Genomic DNA, 18975 nt, shown 5'->3' with positions numbered 1-18975 from the left:
CCGTAGCACGGTGAGGTTCGTTCATTGAACCTAATGGCGGAAAGTGGCTACAGTGGGCGTCATGGCACTGGGCAAGGACTACGTCACACAGGAATGCGCGATCGCGCGGGCGCTGGAGATCGTCGGCGAGCGGTGGACGCTGCTCGTCGTCCGCGACGCCCTCTACGGCGTACGGCGCTACAACGACTTCCTCGGCCACCTCGGCATCCCGCGCGCCGTCCTCGCCGCCCGCCTCCAGACCCTGACGGCGGAGGGGGTGCTGGAGAAACGGCGGTACCAGGAGTCGCCGCCGCGCGACGAGTACGTCATCACCGAGCGCGGTACCGAACTGTGGCCGGTCCTGCTGTCCCTCGGGCTCTGGGGCCGCCGGCACTTCTCGGAGAGCCAGTTGCGCCACTTCCGCCACGCGACGTGCGGCACGGAACTCGCCGCGTACGCCGAGTGCCCGGTCTGCGGGGGCGTCGTACCGGCGGCGGACGTGCTGATGATCCCGGGCGCCGGCCTCGACCCGGACCCCGCCGACCCCGTCAGCCGGGCCCTGCTGAAGCCGAAGCGGCTGCTGGAACCGCTGGTGATCGAGCCGGCGTAGGCGGAGCGGGCGCCCGCGGGACTCCCGGTGCCGTACGGGGTTCCGCCACGTGAACCGGGTCTTGCGGAGTGGACGGCGACCTTGGAGGATCGGTTGGTCCTCCGATGACTGAGGGGCGGCCGGGACGGCCGTCGCCGGTGTGCCGGGTGGGGCGTCCGCGCTGCTAGGGAGTTGGCGAGAGATGAAACTGCTGCGAGTCGGTACGGCCGGGGCGGAGCGGCCCGCGTTGCTGGACGAGAGCGGGGTGCTGCGGGACCTGTCCGGTGTCGTGGACGACATCGACGGGGCGCTGCTCGCCGACGGCGCCGCGCTCGGGCGGGTCCGGGACGCCGCCGAGGGCGGGGAGCTGCCGGTGCTCGACGCCGACGGGCTGCGGATCGGGGCGCCGGTGGCACGGATCGGCAAGATCGTCTGCATCGGGCTCAACTACCACGACCACGCCCGGGAGACCGGGGCGCAGCCGCCCGCCGAGCCCGTGATCTTCTTCAAGGCGCCGGACACCGTCGTCGGTCCGGACGACACCGTGCTCGTGCCGCGCGGGTCCGTCAAGACCGACTGGGAGGTCGAACTCGCCGTGGTCATCGGACGTACCGCGCGCTACCTCGGGTCGCACGAGGAGGCGCTGGCGCATGTCGCCGGGTACGCGGTGGCGCACGACGTGTCCGAGCGGGAGTTCCAGATCGAGCGGGGCGGGACCTGGGACAAGGGGAAGAACTGCGAGACGTTCAATCCGCTCGGGCCCTGGCTGGTCACCGCCGACGAGGTCGCCGACCCGCAGGATCTCTCCCTCAGGCTCTGGGTCAACGGTGAGCTGAAGCAGGACGGGACGACGGCCGAGCAGATCTTCCCGGTGGCGGAAGTGGTGCGGTACGTCAGCCAGTTCATGACGCTCTACCCCGGCGACGTCATCAACACCGGTACCCCGGCGGGAGTCGCCCTCGGGCAGCCCGACCCCAAGCCCTACCTGCGGGCCGGTGACGTGGTCGAGCTGGAGATCGGCGGGCTGGGGCGGCAGCGGCAGGAGCTCGCGCAGGCGTGAGCAGGCGTGAACAGGCGTGCCCGGGCCGGACGGCGTGCCCGGTGAGGGCGGCGGTATGAGTCCCCTCCGGGGCGAGGTCATCGTCACCGGGCGGCTGGACCTGCTGCCGCTGCGGGTCGGGCACGCCGAGGAGATGGCCGGGGTGCTGTCCGATCCGGCCCTGCACACCTTCATCGGCGGTGCCCCGGACAGCCCGCGGGAACTGCGGTCGCGCTACGTCCGTATGACCGCGGGCTCACCCGACCCGGAGGTGTCCTGGCTCAACTGGGTGATCCGGCTCCGCGACGAGTCCTGCCTGACGGGCACCGTCCAGGCGACGGCCGGGCCGTCCGGGGACGGGCCCGTCGCCGAGGTCGCCTGGGTGGTGGGGACTCCGTGGCAGGGCAGGGGCATCGCCGCCGAAGCGGCCCGGGGGCTCGTCGAGTGGCTCCGGGCGCAGGGCATGCGTACCGTCGTCGCCCACATCCACCCCGGCCATCGGGCGTCCGCCGCCGTCGCCACCGCCGCCGGACTGGTCCCGACCGACGAACGGCACGACGGGGAGATCCGCTGGCGCCGGAGTTTCCGAGGGTGACCTCAGCGCGCAGGGCAGGAACACTGCTGGCCTGCCGATGTCTCACGGCTCGTGCGGTCGGTGACGGTGCGTCGTCTCGTCCGAGCTTCAGCAGCAGATCGGTGCTCCGTTGACCTGAGACTGATGTCGCCATGCCCCAGTAGCAGTGCCTCGACAGCCATGAGCAGCCGCTGCGTCACTTGTCCAGATAGGCAAATAGCACTGATAACTGGGCGATAAGTTGATATTTTTCGCCCTAGATGTGACGTCAGGTCAGCGAGATCTGACACGAGAAGCAACAAGTTGATGAGCTCCGTCGCGGGGTACGAAGACTGTCACAAGGGGGTCGCTGAAGCATGCATTGACGTCGGTGTAAACCTGATCATGGCGGCAAAATTCAAGTTGGCCGAGAGGGTGCTGGGGGATGCGTTTGATGAGGTGTACAGCGCTTATGCGTGCAGGAATAGCTTCACCACTGAAACTCGGGTCGCAATGGCCGATGGCTCAACGAAGGCCATCGAGGGCGTTGAGGTCGGGGACAGGGTAGTTGCCACCGACCCTAAAACCGGGAAAACAGCCGCGCGGACAGTTCTTGCCGTAATCGTCACCAAAGAAGACAAAGAATTCACCGAAATCACGGTGAAAGACCAGGATGGTGTCGATCGAATCACTGCGACTGACCATCACCCGTTCTGGTCTCCCACCGAAAATTCGTGGATCAATGCAGGTGATCTCCGACCAGGCATGACGCTTCGCACGAACACCGGTCGTCAGGTGACGGTCGACGCGGTGCGCTCGTATCGCGAGCGGCAGGAGACGCGCAACCTCACTGTCGATGGCCTCCATACGTACTATGTGCTCGCGGGCGAGACGCCGGTACTCGTTCACAACAGCAACGGCTGTCCCGCTGGGAGGTTGTCGGATCCCCTGCCCAGGGGGATGAACAATAAGATCGCTTCGGCCTACGACGACGTGAGGGCAGGGCGGATTCCTTCGCACGATACGTACGGGGGACGTGAACACCCGTGGTGGGCAGGTTCTAAGGAGTACCGCGTGCCGGGCAGGCCTGAAACTGACAGAATCCTGGAAAAGGAGCTGCCGAACGGCGTCAAGGTATACGGCTGGACGTCCACGCATTACACGAAGATTCAACGCTTCAGTGCACCCCATTTCCCTGACTCGGGGTGGAATTAGTAGCTCTATTGGTTAACTGGCGCAGCGACTTGATTGTCGCTGCACCAGTTCCGGTTTGGGGATTAGGTGTGGCTGGCGAACTGCCCGTAGTGGGCAAGGTGGACTTTCCGCTGTACGTGGTATCGGATGAAGAGTCCGGGAAGGTGCTTGTTGCCGCTGAAGGAGTGGAGGGGTTTTTCGTCGACCCGGAAGCAGAGTCGCCGGAAGTGGCCTTCCTGAGGGCCCATGAGGTCGAACAGGGTAGGCGGAGGGTTGAAGATGCAGTGATGGCGGTCATGAATCGTCAATGGGAGAAGATTGGCGAGTACTTCATTGGTCGGGCTATGCTCGGAGACCCTGGCGTAGGGGAGCCAGGCGGAAATATTCCAAGAGTTTCTTTCCGGTTCTTTGGTAATCGTTGCGAGTATCCCGAAGCTGAGAGAATTTGGCCGCGTTGGGCATCAGGGGTCGCCCTGGAGAAGGGTGAATGGGTTCGGTGGCCGGCAAACTATCAGAGCGCATGGCTGCACGTTGTTCAGAATTCCTGGTTCGCTTCGAATCGTAGGGCTGCTCGCTATGGAGTGGAGGACGTTGTCCACTTGGATGGTGGGCAAATTTCCACGAAGTCGGGGTTCTATTGCGCACTGGGCGAGGCGGTTAATGGCCCGGGCGGGTACTTTGGATCGAATCTTGACGCTCTCGCGGACTGTATTTCTTCGAGTTTCGGCGAGGGGCCCCCGGCGAGGATTATTTGGCGGAACTTCCAGACGTCTCAAGAATACCTTGATCATGCCTTCTTGGATTCGATTATGGAACTAATGCGGGAATTCCGCCTGGATCTCGCCACTTGCTGACCTCGATTCTTCAGCGGGGTGAGCCGCTGAGGTGTTCGGCCGGTTGCCCTGGTTTGTCCTTGCCGGTGTGAAGACGGGGCACGGCCGCCAGTTTCCTGACATGCTCTTGTCCCGTCACCGTTTCCGGATCGGGTAAGTCATCAGGCCCAGGAACCTCCTTCCAAGTCCCTCCCGGCTCAGCCGGGGATACGTCAGAGCGCCTCATGGCGCACTGATGGCCGAACGAGCCCTTGAACGTGCCGGTCGCGCCCTGTTTCTTCGAGGCCGCGGTGATGATCGTGGCGTCCATGTCGATCACCAGCCAGCCCTTCAGGTACCGGCCCGCGACGGTCGGATACGGGAACCCGCCGGGCCGCAGGTGCAGCAGTGTCCACACATGACGACGCGCCGTCCGACGCGCCTTCGAGATCCTCGCCCGCATCGGTTCGTCGAGGGCGGACAGCAGCCGGTGCAGCGTGGAGTCCGACACCGCGGGCCCGAACACCCGCCGGTGGTGGAGCTGAAGCTGCTCGGCCTCCAGCAGGTTCCGAGCACCGAGCACGATCGCGACAGTCAGGTGGACCAGGGCCCCGGCCCGGTCCCGCCACGAAGGGCACGTACCTGGGGGGAACACCTGGGCCAGTGCTCCGGTCAGCCCGACCTGGTCGGCGAGCTTGCGCAACAGCACCGCTCCCGCATGCCCGACCAGCCCCTTCCCGTCGGCTGTCACAGACAGACCGCGGTCCCACCCTGTACGCTCACTCACTGGATTGGTGCCCTGACCTTTGTGGCGGATACGACCTAGACACTCGCATCCTTGCAGGTCAGCGGCACCTTTCTGCTATCGGGGCGTCAGCTTACTCAATTCCGCTGAATAGCCAGGGTTGGACCTCGCAGCGACATCAAGACGACTACTCACCCTGCGGATGTGTCGGACAGCGTCCTCGCAGGCGAAGCCTAGCTGTTGAGAGGAGCAGCCCCTCAGACGTCCAGGAACTCCTCCAGAGCCTCCACCACCAGGTGGTGGTCGTCCAGTTGGGGGAGGCCCGAGACCGTCACCGTGCCGATGACTCCCGCTCCCTCCACGTGGATCGGGAACGCGCCGCCGTGGGCCGCGTACTCGTCCGGGTCCAGGCGGGAGGAGTCCTCGAACGTCGTGCCCCTGGCGCGGTAGCGGGTGCCCACCAGGTAGGACGAGCAGCCGTAGCGTTCCACCACCCTGCGCTTGCGGGTGATCCACGCGTCGTTGTCCGGGGTCGAGCCGGGGAGCGCGGCGTGGAACAGTTGCTGGCCCGCCCGGTGGATGTCGATCGCCACCGGCGCCTGGCGTTCCCTCGCCAGCTCGACGAGACGGGAGCCGAGGGTCCAGGCGTCGTCGTGGGTGAAGTGGCGGAAGACCAGGCGGCGTTCCTCGGCCTCCAACTCCTCCACCGTGGGCGTCAGTTCCGGGGTGATCCGCGGGGTCATGGGGTGCTGGGTGTGCTGGGTGTGCTGCGTGTGCGGGGAGTGCTGGGGCTGGTTCGGGCTCATGGGGTGGTGGTCCGTTCCGGGTCGAGGGGGTGGGGCGGCGGGAGCTACAGGCGTACCGTCACGCCTTCCGCCGCCGAGCGGCGTGCCGCCTCCAGGACGTCCAGGGCCTGCGCCGCGTCCAGGGCCGTGACCGGGTTCGGGGTGCCCTGGGTCAGGGCGCTCGCCACCGCCCCGTAGTACGTCTGGTACGTGCCCGGGACCGTCGGCACCGGCGTGCCGCCGCCCGACAGGGGCGACTCGCCGGCGCCCAGCCTGCCCCACAGGGCCTCCGGCTCCTCGCCCCAGCCGGGGCCCGGGCGGCCGTCCTCGCGCAGGGCCGCCTCCTGGGGGTCGACGCCGTACTTGACGTAGCCCGCCTTCGAGCCCAGCACCCGGAAGCGCGGGCCCAGTTGGGCCGTCGTCGAGGACATGTAGAGGTGGCTGCGCGTGCCGTTCTCGTGGGTCAGGGCGATGAAGGTGTCGTCGTCCGTCTCGGCCTGCGGGCGACGGATCACCGACTCCGCGTAGACCTGCCGCACCGGGCCGAACAGGACCAGCGCCTGGTCCACCAGATGGCTGCCGAGGTCGTAGAGGAGACCTCCGATCTCCGCCGGGTCGCCCGACTCGCGCCAGCCGCCCTTCAGTTGCGGGCGCCAGCGCTCGAACCGTGACTCGAACCGCCACACGTCGCCCAGTCCGCCCTCCGCCACCAGGTCGCGGAGCGTCAGGAAGTCGTTGTCCCAGCGGCGGTTCTGGAAGACGGAGAGGAAGACCCCGCGCTCCGCGGCCAGGGCCGCCAGGGCGCGTGCCTCCGCCGCCGTGCCCGCGACCGGCTTGTCGACCACCACCGGCAGGCCCGCCTCCAGAGCCCTCGTGGCGAGGGGGACGTGCGTGCGGTTCGGGGACGCGACGACGATCAGGTCCAGGTCCGCGGACCTGGCGAAGAGTTCGTCCGGTGACGGCACCACGCGCACGTCCCCGTGCTCGGCCCGGGCCTGCTTCTGGCGGTCCGGGTTCGAGGTGACCACCGTGTCCAGGGTCAGGGCCTCGGTGGCGGCGATCAGCGGGGCGTGGAAGACCGACCCCGCCAGGCCGTAGCCGATCAGGCCCACCCGGAGCGGCGGGACGGGGGAGGCGGGGGAAACGGGGGCGGAGTCAGGCGTTGTCATGGGAAACACTTTGGCAACGCTGTTGCCAAAGTGCAAGCGCGGGGGAGAATGGGTCTCGATGCCGGTGGCTGCGAGGGGGTAGGTGGTGGTGAGGGTGCGTTCCCTCGGTGGCGGGGACCTGGGGTCGGCGGGCAGCGGTGGCGCGGGCCGGGGTGGCGCGGGCCGCGGGGTCAATCTGCTCGGCCTCCGCAGTCACAACACCGCCCTCGTCCTCGATCTGCTGCGCACCGCCGGTGCCGGGGGCATCAGCCGGCTCGAGCTCGCCGAGCGGTCCCGGCTCACCCCGCAGGCCGTCAGCAAGATCACCGCCCGGCTGCGGGAGGAGGGGCTCGCCGAGGAGGCCGGGCGCCGTGCCTCCACCGGGGGCAAGCCGCGTACCGTGCTGCGGCTCGTGCCCGAGGCCGGGTACGCGGTCGGGGTGCATCTCGACCGGGACGAGCTACGGGCCGTCCTCGTCGATCTGCGGGGCGCCGTCGTCGCGGAGCGGCGGGCCGGGATCGATCTCGGCGCCGGGGCGGAGGCCGTCCTCTCGGCCGTCGCGGCTCTGGTGGAGGCGCTGGTGGGCGGGTCGGGGGGCGTATCGGTGGGCGTGTCGGTGGGTGTGTCGAGGGACGCGTCGGCGGGTGTGTCGGTGCGGGGCGGCGGGTTCGCCGTGGACGGGGCCGGGGTGTCTGGGGCCGGGGTGCCAGGGGTGGGGGTGCTCGGGGTCGGGGTCGCGTTGCCCGGACCGCTCGATCATGTGCGGGGGGTGCTGCACCGGGTGACCGGGTTCCCGGAGTGGGACGGGTTTCCGCTGCGCGACGCGCTCGCCCGACGGCTCGGCGTACCCGTCGTCGTCGACAAGGACACCAACGCCGCCGCCCTCGGGCTCGCCCTGGGGGGCGAGGGCGATTCCCCGGGGGGTGAGGGCGGATCGTTCGCCTACCTCCACCTCGGTACGGGGCTCGGGGCCGGACTCGTCATCGGAGGCACCGTGCACCGGGGGGCGCGTACCGGGGCCGGAGAGTTCGGGCACCAGGTCATCCAGCTCGACGGGCCGCCCTGCGGGTGCGGCGACCGCGGCTGCGTCGAGGCGCTGTGCCTGGCCGCCGTCGCGCGCGGCGACCTCCGGGAGGCGGCGCGGGTGCTCGGCGCCGGTGCCGGGAACCTCGTCGGGCTGCTCGACATCGACCTCGTACTGCTCGGTGGGCGTACCGTCGCCGCCTCTCCGGAACCGTTCGTGAGGGGAGTGGCGGCCGTCCTCGCCGCCCGGGCGCGGCGCGAGGGGGCACCGGAAGGGGCCGTACCCGTACGGCTCGCGGGCGGTGGGGAACGGGTGGTCGCCGAGGGGGCGGCTCAGCTGCTGCTCGCCCCGCTGTTCGGGAGGGCGGCGGCCGGGTGACGGGGACGAAGGGCTGGGGCCACGGGCGCGGCCGCGGGCCGAGTGTGCGGGCACGGGTCGGGAGGGCGGCTTGTGGTTGCTTCGGGCATCCGCTGAACGAGCGGACCTGAGGGGTCGGATCAGGGGTCGGACGGTGGGGCGGCTTCGTTCGGGCGGGTTCTGCCGACATTCATATGTTCATGCGACTGTCTACGCCCCTGTCCGCCTGCCTGGCAGCAGCCGCCGCCCTTCTCCCCACGACCGCGACCGCCGCTCCGGCCGTCGTGGCTCCCGCCGCCTCCGGCACCGTGCCCGACTGCGCCGACGGCAGCCGGACCTTTCCCCTGACCACCCGTATCCACGACGGCCCCGCCACCTACGGGGCCCACGGCGAACCCGGCACCTGGTACCTCGACCTCACCAACACCACCGGCCGCCCCTGCACCGCCGTCCACCCCGTCGTCGTCCTCACCGACACCGGACGCACCCTGCGGGCCGACCAGGTGCACATGGTGTTCCACGACGGCCCCCGCGCCCACCCCGTCCGCTTCGAGGCGACCGACGAGGCCGAGCTCGTCGGGGCGTTCGACGACGGTTTCCCCGGGTTCACGGTCGGTCCCGGCCGTACCGTCACCGTCGAGGTCACCCTCGCCTTCACCGCCGACGCGGACGTCACCCTCAAGGCCGCCGTCGTGCGGCGCCGCGGGGACGACGGCGACTGGATCGGCCAGTCCGACGACTACCGGTTCGGCGTCGGCACCGGATCGGCCCCCGCCGTACCCGAGCCCGATCCCGAGGCCCGTCCCGATCCCGATCCCGGGTCCGCCCGTCCGTCGGCCCCGGACCCTACGGCCGCCTCGGCGACGTCGGCGGCCTCAGCGGTCCCGGCGGCGTCGGTGACCTCGGCGGCTCCAGCGGCTTCGGTGGCCTCGGCGGCTCCGGCCGTGTCGGTGGTGTCGCCCGTGTCCGGCAACCCCACCGCCACCGCCTTCCCGTCCGCCGTCGCCGAGGCCGCTCAGCAACTCGCCCGTACCGGTCTCGGCTCCGCCCAGCGCGCCGCCCTGGCGCTCGCCGCGATGCTGGTCACGATGGGCAGCGTGCTCCTGCTGCTCCGGCGGCGCCGCTGACCGGCCCGGCGACCGGATCGGCCCGGTGGCCGGATCGGCCCGGTGGTCGGATCGGCCCGGCGACCGGATCGGCCCGGTCACGCCGGGCCGGTCACGCAGGGCCGGTCAGATGCGTTCGATCAGGTCCGCGATCGAGTTCACGATCCTCGACGGACGGTACGGGTAGCGGTCCACCTCGTCCGGCTGCGTGACGCCGGTCATCACCAGGTAGGTGCGCATCCCGGCCTCCAGGCCCGCCAGGACGTCGGTGTCCATCCGGTCGCCGATCATGGCGCTGGACTCCGAGTGGGCCCCGATCGCGTTGAGCCCGGCCCTCATCATCAGGGGGTTGGGCTTGCCTATGAAGTACGGCTTCTTGCCCGTCGCGGCCGTGATCAGCGCCGCGACGGCACCCGTGGCGGGCAGGGCGCCCTCGGTGGAGGGGCCCGTCTCGTCGGGGTTCGTGGCGATGAAACGGGCGCCGTTGTTGATCAGCCGTACCGCCTTCGTCATCGCCTCGAAGGAGTACGTGCGGGTCTCACCCAGGATCACGAAGTCGGGCTCCGTGTCGGTCAGGATGTAACCGACCTCGTGCAGGGCCGTGGTCAGGCCCGCCTCGCCTATGACGTACGCCGTGCCGCCGGGCCGCTGGTCCGCGAGGAACTGCGCCGTCGCCAGCGCCGACGTCCAGATGTTGTCGACCGGCACGTCGAGGCCCATCCGCGACAAGCGGGCGTGCAGATCGCGCTGGGTGTAGATCGAGTTGTTCGTCAGGACCAGGAACGGCTTCCCGGAGGCCTTCAGCCGCTTGAGGAACTCATCGGCACCGGGGATCGGCACACCCTCGTGAATGAGCACCCCGTCCATGTCGGTGAGCCAGGACTCGATCGGCTTGCGCTCTGCCATGCGGGTTCTCTCCTGCCGGACGTGCTGCTTGCGGTGCTTGCGGTTCACGCGGTTCTCGCGGGGTGCGCTGCGGGCTGCCCCAAGCCTATCGGGCGTCGCCTGACCTGGGCCGAAGCATGGTGCGCCGAACGTCCCGACCCGTACGGAGCAACCTCCCGCCCCTCCGGATGCGGACGCCGGGGCGAGGGGGGATGCTCGCTCCGTATGGAGGTTCACGATGGGTACACACTCGCTCACCATCCGTAGCGCCGGATTGCTGGCGCTGACCACCGCCGCCGTGACCCTGACCGGCACCGAGGGGGCTGCCGCGACCGCGGGCCCGCCCGGGGGCGGCCTCTCCGTCACCCCGGCCTCGCCCGCCGCCGGAACCGACATCGCGCTCCTGATCACCGGCTGCGGCGAGCACACGGCCACCGCCGCCTCCGACGCGTTCGTCGCCGACACCCTGCTGGCGGGGGCGGACGGCACGCTGGCCGGGGAGAGCCGGGTGCGGTCCTCCGCCCGGCCGGGGACGTACGACGTACAGGTCATGTGCGGGGCCGAGGCCATGCGGTTCAAGGGCGCGCTGACGGTGGCGGCCCCTGCCGTCTTCCCGGCGTCGGCGGTCTCCACGTCACCCTCCACGTCACCCTCTACGACGCCCTCTGCGGCGGCATCCCCCTCCGCGTCCGCCGCCCCCGCCTCCCCCGTCCGCGCCGGAGGCGGTGGCACCGCCGACCTCGTCGCCGTGGACGGTGTGGCCGCGGTGGACGAGGCGGACGGCTCCCCTGCCTCCGGATCCGGCACCGCTCGGTCCCTGACCGGGTTCGCGCTGGCCGGTGCCGCCGCCGTGGCCGTCGCGCTGCGCTGCTCCCGACGCCGCCGTCAGGCGGACTGACCGCGTGCGCGACGACCACCACCTCGAACCGCCCGCCCCCGCCCCCGGCACGGCCGCCGGCCGTCTCCTGACCGCCCTGACCTGGACCGTGCTGCTCGCCGGGCTGTGGCTCTGGGCCGACGCGGTCACCGGCGTGCCGTCGCACGAGGCCCGCGGCACCGCGACCGGTGCCGTCGTCGCCGCCGGACGGCCCACCGCACCCCCGGACGTCCGGCTCCCGCCCTCCGTCAGGCCCCTGAGGGGAGCCGTCCCCCAGCGCATCGACATCCCCGCCCTCGGCGTCCAGGCCCCTGTCGTCGCCCGTGGCCTGGACGCCCGGGGTGCCCTCGACCCGCCGCCGTACGCCCTGGCCGGCGTCGTCGGCTGGTACGCCGCCGGGACGAGGCCCGGAGCCGTCGGGGCCGCGCTGATGGTGGGGCACGTCGACACCACGACCCGGGCCGCCGTGTTCGCCGGGCTCCGCAGGATGCGCCCCGGTGAGACGGTCCGGGTGTTCCTGGCCGACGGCAGGGCCGCCGAGTTCACCGTCGACGACGTACGCGTGCTCGCCCGCGACCGCTTCGACGCCCGCCGGGCCTACGGCGCCCGGCGGCCCGGCCGTGCCGAGCTGAAGCTGATCACCTGCGGCGGCACCTTCGACCGCGCGAGCCGTGACTACACGGCGAACGTGGTCGTGTCCGCCTACCTCACGGGCACGCCCGCCTGACCCGATCGCCGGTCGCCGATCACCGGCCACCAGTCCCCGATCCGACTGTCCGACTATCGGGCTGTCCGGCTACCCGCCTACCTGCCTACCTGCCTGTCCGACGGGCCGGTGGTCCGGCGCCGGTGTGCTCCCGACCCGCGCCCGGATGTCGTCGAAGTGCTCCCTTATGGCCGACTCCGCCCGCAGCGCGTCCCCGGAGCGGACCGCCTCGACGATCTCCCGGTGCTGCCGGCAGGTGATCCGGGGGTCGTGCGACACCGCCGCGAGATCGCGCCGGACCTGGTGGAAGGCGTCCCAGAACGCCTCCAGGATCTCGCTCAGCAGCGTGTTGTCCAGGCCCCGGTAGAGGGTGGCGTGAAACGCCCGGTCGGTCGTGGCGAGGCCGGTGCCCCGCGCGGTCTCCTTCTCCATGCGGTCGACCAGCGCGTCGAGTTCGGCGAGGTCCGCCTCCGGCAGCCGTCCGGCGAGCCGGGACACCAGACCGGTCTCCAGCGCCTCGCGCAGCTCCAGCAGCTGTAGCAGGGAGTCCTCGCCCCGGTGGTGTCCGGCGACGGTACGGAAGGTCAGCCCCTTGATCAGCGGGGCGAAGGACAACGGGCCGACGTAGGTGCCGAAGCCGTGCCGGATCTCGACGATGCCCATCGCCTGGAGTGCCTTGAGCGCCTCGCGTACGGAGTTGCGGCCGGCGCCGAGGAACTCCATCAGCTCCGGCTCGGTCGGCAGCGGGGCGCCGGAGGGCAGCCTGCGGTCGATGATGAGCTTCTTGATCCGCTCCTGCAGGTCTCGCGCCGCCATGGCCAGAGGGTATCCGGCCACACACGACCCGGGCATGGCGAAGCCGAGGCGATCCGCGTTTCCACGGACCTGCCTCGCCCTCGTCGTCGTGCGCCGCCAGGGACTCGAACCCCGGACCCGCTGATTAAGAGTCAGCTGCTCTAACCAACTGAGCTAGCGGCGCCTGCTGACGCGAAAACTCTACAGGACGTACGGGTGTGCTCCCGACCGCCGGCCGGCGGGTCGTACGGACCGCCGACCGGGCTACATCGTTCGGACCGTCAGCATGCTTTTGCGGTGGACAGGTTGGAAACTATCCGATGTGCACCATTGTGGACAATTCGGTATCGGTATCTCCACCGGCAAGTGTGAGGGGCAGCGCATGGACACTCCGGCCTTCGAGGAATTCGATCCCGCGAGCGACTGCGACTGCCCCGGCTGCGTCCACTGGAGAGCGACCCTGACCCCCACGACCCCGGCCTCCACCGGCTTCCGTACGGCCGGCTTCCGTACGGTGGTCGCGCCTCCCGCGGTCCACCGGATCCTGATCCCCGCCGCCGTGGCCGCGGCCACCGCCGCCCTCGGCGCGGGCCCCGCGGCACCCGCCCTCGCCGCCCCCTACGTCCCGCCCGCCCCCGGCACCCCGGTGGGCCCGGACACCCCCGTGAGCCCCGACGAGCCCGCCACCCCGCAGAGCGGCCGGACCCCGCTGCACGGTGCGGGCGGCGTACCCGCGCTGCCGGCGGCCACCGCCACGGTGCCCGAGACGACCCGCGACGACATCATGAAGCGGGCCGAGACCTGGATCACCGCGCAGGTGCCGTACAGCATGACCGACTACTGGACGGACGGGTACCGCCAGGACTGCTCCGGCTTCGTCTCCATGGCCTGGAACCTGCCGGGCAACGAGTGGACGGGCAGCCTCGGGGCGTACGGCGACCTCATCACCAAGGACGAGCTCCAGCCCGGCGACATGCTGCTCTTCCACAACGTCGCCGACCCGGAGAAGGGCTCGCACGTCGTCCTGTTCGACGGCTGGACCGACTCCACCCGCACCTACTACCTCGCCTACGAACAGACCCCGCCGCACGCCCGCACCAAGGAGACCCCCTACCCGTACACCAGTCACGCCGACGACTACGTCCCGTACCGCTACAAGGGCGTCAAGGCCGGTACGGCGGGCTCCCAGGCGTCCGGCACGGACCAGGGGACGGGCGGCGAGGCCACCGCCTACCCGGGTGCCGCCGCCTTCGGGCCGGGCGCGGACAACGACTACGTCACCCGGCTGGGCCGCATGCTCATCGCCCGCGGCGGCGCCTCCTTCTACGCGAACGGTCCCGGCCCCCGGTGGGGCGACGCCGACCTGCGCGCGACCCGCGCCTTCCAGCAGGCCCAGGGCTGGACCGGCACCGCCGCCGACGGGCTGCCGGGGCCGCACACCTGGGACCTGCTGGTCACGGGCAAGGGCAAGGACATCGTCACCGGTGCCTCCGGTGCCTCTGGTGTCTCCGGCGTCACTGGTGTCTCCGGGATGCGCGGCGGCCGGAGGCATGCATGAGGACGACCACCCCGCCCGCGCCCGGGCCGGACGGACCCGGCGACCCGGGCACCCGGAGCACGGACCCGACGGCTGCCGTCCCCGCCCCGGCACCCGCACCCGCACCCGCCGCCACGCCGGTCGCGACCCGGCTGATCCACACCGAGCCGACCACCGAGATCCCCGTCCACCTGCTGTTCCGCGACGATCCCGCCCCGGCGCCGCTCCCGCTGCGGCCCACCGTGGTCGGACGCCGGCAGGGCACCGGTGAGCAGCCCAGGCTGCGGCGTCCCGCCCCGCTCCCGCCGCGGCCCGCGCCGCAGGTCGAGCCGGGGCTCGCCGAGCGCCCGGCGCGGGTGCTGCCCGGCGCCGCCGGGGTGCTCGCCGGGGCGGCCGGGATCGCCGGGTGCGCCGCCACGACCTGGTGGGCGGGGACGGGGCCCGGCCTCGCACGGTGGGCGGCGTACGCCGTGGCCGCGGCGCTCGTCCTGTTCGGCTTCGGCGGGCTGACCCGGGGGCGGACCGGGCGGGCCTGGGTGCTCGGCCTCTTCGGCGGCTACCGGGGCACGGTACGGCGCACCGGCCTGCTGTGGGTCAACCCGCTGCTGCTGCGCCGCCGGGTGGACGTACGGCTGCGGCACTGGCGCAGCGAGCCGATGCCGGGGGCCGACGGCAACGGGGTGGCGCTGCGGGCGGTGGTGCTCGTCGTGTGGCGGGTGCGGGACACCGCGCGGGCGGTGCTCGGCGTCGAGGACCACGAGACGTATCTGCGGCACTGCGTGGAGGCGGCCCTGGCCCGGGTGCCCGTGGAGCCGCCGGGCGCGGAACGGGGCGCGGCGGAGGCGGCGGGCGACGCGCTGACCCGGCTGGTGGCGGCGGACGCGGCGCCGGTCGGGCTCGAGGTGTTCTCCGTACGGCCGGTCCGGGCCGAGTACGCCCCCGAGGTCGCCGGTGCCATGAGCCGCCGCCGGATCGCGGCGCTGGACGCGCGGCAGCGGGCGAGCACCCTGGACGCGGTCGTCGACTCGGTGGAGGACACGGTGACCCGGCTGACCGTGCGCGGTCTGGTCGAGCTGGACGACTACGAGCGCAAGTCGCTGGTACGGGACCTCACCGTGGCGTTCTGCGCGGGGCGCGCCGAGTCCACGCCGTGAGAACGAGGCGCCGGGAACGAGGCGCCGGCACTGCGGCGCCGGGACGACGTGAAGGGGCCCCTCGCTCCCACGAGAGGCCCCTCACCTGTGCGCCGCCAGGGACTCGAACCCCGGACCCGCTGATTAAGAGTCAGCTGCTCTAACCAACTGAGCTAGCGGCGCATGACTCCCGCCGTCCGCTTCCCGCGGTCGGCGACGAAGAAAATACTACCTGGTCCGGAGGGGTGCTCGTGACCAGCGGGGAGGGGCCGGGGCGGGGGCCGACCGGTGGGTCAGATCGCCAGCGACAGCAGCAGCGGGGCCGCGCCGCGGTTCAGGGTCTCCGCGGCCCGGCGCAGCCGGTGGACGTGCGCGACGGGCAGGGACAGTGCCAGGCAGCCCACCGAGGAACCCGCCGTGATCGGCACCGCCGCGCACACCGTGCCCACCGCGTACTCCTGGAGGTCCAGCACCGGTGCCGTCGGCGGCTGGGACTCGAGACGGGCGAGCAGCAGCCGGTCGCTCGTGATGGTGCGCGAGGTCAGCCGGGGCAGCTTGTGGCGGGCGAGGTGGTCGCGGCGGGCGTCGTGGTCGAGCTGGCCGAGCAGGCTCTTGCCGACGGCGGTGGCGTGCGCCGAGCAGCGGAAGTCCACCCACTCGTTCACCGCGGGCGTGGCCGGGCTGTCGGCGCAGTGGGTGACCTTGACCTCGCCGTCCTCGTACCGGCTGATGTAGACGGCCGCGCCGACCGAGTCGCGCAGCCGGTCCAGGGTGTGCTGGAGCTGGTCGCGCAGTGCCTGGTCACGGCCCCGGGCGGCGCCCAGCCGGCTGAGCGCGGCACCGGCCACGTACGCGCCGTCGGCGACCTGCTCGACGTAGCCCTCCCGGCGCAGCATCCGCAGCAGGGCGGTCAGGCGCTGCGAGCCGAGGCCGGTCCGGCGGGCGATCATGGTGTCGGTCAGGCCCGCGGAGTGCCGCGCCACGGCCTCCAGGACGCGCAGGGCGTCCTGAGCCGAGTGGTACGGCGCGGTCGGCTCGTGCTTCAGCGCCACGGTTCCCCCTGCGCTCGCCTTCTGGGACCGTTTCCGGACGGTCCGCATCCGGTCGGTCCGCATCCGGGCGTCCGGACGGCGGACGTCTTCCGGACGGTGGACTTCTCCACTTCTCCACGATAACCGGCAAGTGCCGCGTCAGGGGCGGTTGTTGGAGAGAACGCACCTCTCTCATCTGCGGCGCAGACACAGCGGCATATGCCAGCGGCAGCCAAGGGCGGGGCTACCTCGGATGTTGCCACGGCCGGTTCCTGCAATTACAGAACAGCGCTGGAAAACTTCCGTGCGCCGCACGGCGCCGCGCCGCGTCGCGCCGGGGCTTCGAGCGGATGCGCCGGGTACCCGGGTGCCCGAAGGTGTTTTCCGGGGCGGCGGTGGGACAGCAGCAGCCGGGAGGGCCGGAGCTGCCCGGAGCCGTCCAGGGCTCCGGGCAGGCCAGCAGGAAGGTAGGAAGGACCGTCATGACCGCACTCGGATTCCTCTTCACCGACCGCCCGGGAGGCGCCGCGCGGGCCGGTGAGGACGACTACCCGCGCATCGAGCAGCTTCTCGGCAGCGACATCCGGCTCGACGTCGTCCATGTCGCCGACACGGGGGCCGGGGGCCCCGGCGCAGGCCCCGGTGCTGGTTCCGGTGCAGGCCCCGGGGAGGGCGGCGCGGGTGCGGACGACGCCGTACGCCGACTGGGGCCGCCCGAGCGGCTGGCGGCGGCGGGGGAGCAGCTGCGGCTCGCGGGCGCCGAGGCCGTCGTCTGGGCGAGTGCGGGCGAGAGCTCCGGCCACGGCTGGGAGGGCGCCCACGCGCAGACGGCGGCCCTGGCCCGGACCACCGGCATGCCCGCCTCCTCGACCTCCCTCGCCTTCGTGCACGCCGTGCGGGAGCTGGGCGCCCGCCGGGTCGCCGTGGCGACCGCCCGTCCGGAGCCCGCCGCCGCCCGCTTCGCGGACTTCCTGCGCGCGGGGGGCGCCGAGGCGACCGTCGTGCACACCGCCTCCCCGGCCGGCCCGGCGGCCGAGGGGGAGGCCGGGCTGCTCGCCCTGGCCCGCGCCGCCGACCGGCCCGACGCCCAGGCGGTGCTGCTGCCGGACACGGGCCTGGCCACCGTCTCCCACCTCCCGGCACTGGAACGGGCGCTCGGCAAGCCGGTGCTCACGGCGAGCCAGGTCACCGTGTGGGAGGCGCTCCGCCTGACCGACCGGAGGATCAACGCACCGCTGCTCGGGGCGCTGTTCACCAGGGAGCCGATCGTGCAGGTGCCGCCCTCCCGGGAACAGGGCCGGGAATAACCGGAGACTCCCTCCTGTTGAGGACCCGCTGAAGCGAAGGTCCGAGCGGCGGTCCGGGAGAAGGTCCGAGCGACGGTCCGACGGAAGACCCGGGCGACGGCCCGGGCGGATGACCGATCGACGGCCCCGCGGTCCGCGACAGGACGGCCCGCGCGGCCCACGACAGGAGGCACCCACGGTGACGGCAGACACGGCAGACGACGAGATCCGGGGCGTGACGCACGGCACCGCCCCCGTTCCCCTCTCCGTACTGGACCTGGTCACCGTGGGCGCCGGGAGCACCGCCACCGACGCGCTGCGCACCAGCGTCGAGCTGTCCCGGCTCGCCGAGGCGCGCGGCTTCCACCGGTACTGGGTCGCCGAGCACCACTCCATGCCCGGCGTCGCCTCCTCCTCGCCCGCCGTGATCCTCGCCCACCTCGCCGCCCACACCGACCGCATCCGGCTCGGCTCGGGCGGCGTGATGCTGCCCAACCACGCGCCCCTGGTCATCGCCGAGCAGTTCGGCACACTGGAGGCGATGGCCCCCGGCCGCGTCGACCTGGGCCTCGGCCGCGCCCCCGGCACCGACGGCGCCACCGCCGCCGCCCTGCGCCGCGCCGACCGCCTCAACGAGGCCGCCGACGACTTCCCCCAGCACCTGGCCGAGCTGACCCGCTTCCTGGACGACGACTTCCCCGACGGCCACCCCTACCGGCGCATCCACGCCATCCCGGGACCGATCCAGGGCACCACGCCCGGCGGCGTCCAGTCCCCGCACCGGCCGCCGATCTGGCTGCTCGGCTCCTCCGGCTTCAGCGCGCGGCTCGCCGCGATGCTCGGCCTGCCGTTCGCCTTCGCCCACCACTTCTCCGCGCAGAACACCGTGCCCGCCCTGGACCTCTACCGGGACTCCTTCCGCCCTTCGGCGGTCCTCGACGAGCCGTACGCCCTGATCGGCGTCGCCGCGTTCGCCGCCGACGAGGAGAAGGAGGCCCGCCGCCAGGTCCTGGCCACCGGCATCAACATGGTCCGGCTGCGCACCGGCCGCCCGGGACTCTTCCCGGCGCCCGAGGAGGCGGAGGCGTACGAACTGAGCGAGATGGAGCGGGAGTTCGTCTCGTCCTGGACGGCGAACATCGTGCACGGCACCGCCGACGAGGTGCGCGCCGGGCTCGACGAACTCCAGAAGCGCACCGGCGCCGACGAGTTGATGCTCACCTCGCACGCCCACCGGGGCGCGCTGCGGCTGCGGTCCTACGAACTCGTCGCGGACGCCTACGGCTTGCCGACCGCCTGAGCCCGGTCGGCGACAGCACCGGCCGGATCCCGGTCGGCGGCCGCACCGGCGAGGTCACCTGCGTCCGCCGAGCCCGTCCGGCCCGGCGTGGCCG

At 72.0% G+C, this 18975-nt stretch carries 19 protein-coding genes and 2 tRNA genes; 13 read left to right on the top strand and 8 right to left on the bottom strand.

The window, feature by feature from the left end; translation table 11 throughout:
* Nucleotides 1–61: 61 nt before the first annotated feature.
* The 5 genes from ABZ862_RS12080 to ABZ862_RS12060 all read left to right on the top strand — a co-directional run bounded on the left by ABZ862_RS12080 (nucleotide 62) and on the right by ABZ862_RS12060 (nucleotide 4208).
* A complete protein-coding gene (locus ABZ862_RS12080; RefSeq protein ID WP_360956055.1) occupies nucleotides 62–589 on the top strand; it encodes a helix-turn-helix domain-containing protein in 528 nt (175 codons plus the stop codon).
* A gap of 181 nt (nucleotides 590–770) precedes the next feature.
* Entirely contained in the window at nucleotides 771–1628 is an 858-nt protein-coding gene (locus tag ABZ862_RS12075; RefSeq protein WP_360956053.1) for a fumarylacetoacetate hydrolase family protein, read from the top strand.
* 55 nt (nucleotides 1629–1683) lie between these two features.
* Nucleotides 1684–2202 (top strand): GNAT family N-acetyltransferase, encoded by a 519-nt coding sequence (locus ABZ862_RS12070; RefSeq protein WP_360956051.1) that lies wholly within the window; start codon nucleotides 1684–1686, stop codon nucleotides 2200–2202.
* A 285-nt stretch (nucleotides 2203–2487) separates the two neighbouring features.
* Complete coding sequence (locus ABZ862_RS12065) at nucleotides 2488–3375, top strand: polymorphic toxin-type HINT domain-containing protein (RefSeq protein ID WP_360956049.1); 888 nt, start codon at nucleotides 2488–2490, stop codon at nucleotides 3373–3375.
* Between the two features lie 68 nt (nucleotides 3376–3443).
* Nucleotides 3444–4208 (top strand): barstar family protein, encoded by a 765-nt coding sequence (locus tag ABZ862_RS12060; protein WP_360956047.1) that lies wholly within the window; start codon nucleotides 3444–3446, stop codon nucleotides 4206–4208.
* Nucleotides 4209–4218: 10 nt separating this feature from the next.
* Here ABZ862_RS12060 and ABZ862_RS12055 read toward each other — a convergent pair whose 3' ends face one another.
* From ABZ862_RS12055 to ABZ862_RS12045, 3 genes are all read right to left on the bottom strand, one after another.
* Nucleotides 4219–4917 carry a hypothetical protein gene (locus tag ABZ862_RS12055; protein WP_360956045.1) on the bottom strand — a complete coding sequence of 233 codons (699 nt, stop codon included), beginning with the start codon at nucleotides 4915–4917 and terminating at the stop codon, nucleotides 4219–4221.
* A gap of 251 nt (nucleotides 4918–5168) precedes the next feature.
* Entirely contained in the window at nucleotides 5169–5654 is a 486-nt protein-coding gene (locus tag ABZ862_RS12050) for a heme-degrading domain-containing protein (RefSeq protein WP_360956115.1), read from the bottom strand.
* Between the two features lie 107 nt (nucleotides 5655–5761).
* Nucleotides 5762–6865, bottom strand: coding sequence for a Gfo/Idh/MocA family oxidoreductase (locus tag ABZ862_RS12045; RefSeq protein WP_360956043.1), 1104 nt, complete (start codon nucleotides 6863–6865; stop codon nucleotides 5762–5764).
* A gap of 118 nt (nucleotides 6866–6983) precedes the next feature.
* On the opposite strand from ABZ862_RS12045, the gene ABZ862_RS12040 reads away from it, so the two are divergent.
* A complete protein-coding gene (locus ABZ862_RS12040; protein WP_360956113.1) occupies nucleotides 6984–8246 on the top strand; it encodes an ROK family transcriptional regulator in 1263 nt (420 codons plus the stop codon).
* Nucleotides 8247–8425: 179 nt separating this feature from the next.
* Nucleotides 8426–9352, top strand: a complete 927-nt coding sequence (locus ABZ862_RS12035) for a hypothetical protein (protein WP_360956041.1) — start codon at nucleotides 8426–8428, stop codon at nucleotides 9350–9352.
* 105 nt (nucleotides 9353–9457) lie between these two features.
* Here the strand turns inward: ABZ862_RS12035 and ABZ862_RS12030 are convergent, their stop codons facing one another.
* Nucleotides 9458–10237, bottom strand: a complete 780-nt coding sequence (locus tag ABZ862_RS12030; RefSeq protein ID WP_360956039.1) for an HAD-IIA family hydrolase — start codon at nucleotides 10235–10237, stop codon at nucleotides 9458–9460.
* 217 nt (nucleotides 10238–10454) lie between these two features.
* Here ABZ862_RS12030 and ABZ862_RS12025 point away from each other — a divergent pair, with 217 nt between their 5' ends.
* Together ABZ862_RS12025 and ABZ862_RS12020 are read left to right on the top strand one after the other, a co-directional pair.
* Entirely contained in the window at nucleotides 10455–11114 is a 660-nt protein-coding gene (locus ABZ862_RS12025) for a hypothetical protein (protein ID WP_360956037.1), read from the top strand.
* A 4-nt stretch (nucleotides 11115–11118) separates the two neighbouring features.
* Nucleotides 11119–11820 carry a class F sortase gene (locus ABZ862_RS12020; protein ID WP_360956035.1) on the top strand — a complete coding sequence of 234 codons (702 nt, stop codon included), beginning with the start codon at nucleotides 11119–11121 and terminating at the stop codon, nucleotides 11818–11820.
* Between the two features lie 69 nt (nucleotides 11821–11889).
* On the opposite strand, the gene ABZ862_RS12015 is transcribed toward ABZ862_RS12020, so the two are convergent.
* Together ABZ862_RS12015 and ABZ862_RS12010 are read right to left on the bottom strand one after the other, a co-directional pair.
* Entirely contained in the window at nucleotides 11890–12615 is a 726-nt protein-coding gene (locus ABZ862_RS12015) for a FadR/GntR family transcriptional regulator (RefSeq protein ID WP_360956033.1), read from the bottom strand.
* Between the two features lie 89 nt (nucleotides 12616–12704).
* Nucleotides 12705–12778, bottom strand: a tRNA-Lys gene (locus ABZ862_RS12010).
* Nucleotides 12779–12976: 198 nt separating this feature from the next.
* On the opposite strand from ABZ862_RS12010, the gene ABZ862_RS12005 reads away from it, so the two are divergent.
* On the top strand, nucleotides 12977–14152 hold the full coding sequence (locus ABZ862_RS12005) for a peptidoglycan-binding protein (protein ID WP_360956031.1): 1176 nt from the start codon (nucleotides 12977–12979) through the stop codon (nucleotides 14150–14152).
* Nucleotides 14149–15285: an SPFH domain-containing protein gene (locus tag ABZ862_RS12000; RefSeq protein WP_360956029.1), complete on the top strand. Its 1137-nt coding sequence runs from the start codon at nucleotides 14149–14151 to the stop codon at nucleotides 15283–15285. Before ABZ862_RS12005 ends, ABZ862_RS12000 begins: the two co-directional genes overlap by 4 nt.
* 88 nt (nucleotides 15286–15373) lie before the next feature.
* Here ABZ862_RS12000 and ABZ862_RS11995 read toward each other — a convergent pair.
* Nucleotides 15374–15447: transfer RNA gene (locus ABZ862_RS11995), tRNA-Lys, on the bottom strand.
* A gap of 110 nt (nucleotides 15448–15557) precedes the next feature.
* On the bottom strand, nucleotides 15558–16316 hold the full coding sequence (locus ABZ862_RS11990) for an IclR family transcriptional regulator C-terminal domain-containing protein (protein WP_360956027.1): 759 nt from the start codon (nucleotides 16314–16316) through the stop codon (nucleotides 15558–15560).
* A gap of 461 nt (nucleotides 16317–16777) precedes the next feature.
* On the opposite strand from ABZ862_RS11990, the gene ABZ862_RS11985 reads away from it, so the two are divergent.
* Complete coding sequence (locus ABZ862_RS11985) at nucleotides 16778–17602, top strand: decarboxylase (protein WP_360956025.1); 825 nt, start codon at nucleotides 16778–16780, stop codon at nucleotides 17600–17602.
* 178 nt (nucleotides 17603–17780) lie between these two features.
* Complete coding sequence (locus ABZ862_RS11980; protein WP_360956023.1) at nucleotides 17781–18881, top strand: LLM class flavin-dependent oxidoreductase; 1101 nt, start codon at nucleotides 17781–17783, stop codon at nucleotides 18879–18881.
* Nucleotides 18882–18975 lie beyond the last annotated feature (94 nt).

Origin of the sequence: Streptomyces sp. NPDC047000, from assembly GCF_040644295.1 — a bacterium.
Classification (GTDB): Bacteria; Actinomycetota; Actinomycetes; order Streptomycetales; family Streptomycetaceae; genus Streptomyces.
This window is presented reverse-complemented; position numbering and strand designations above follow the sequence as displayed.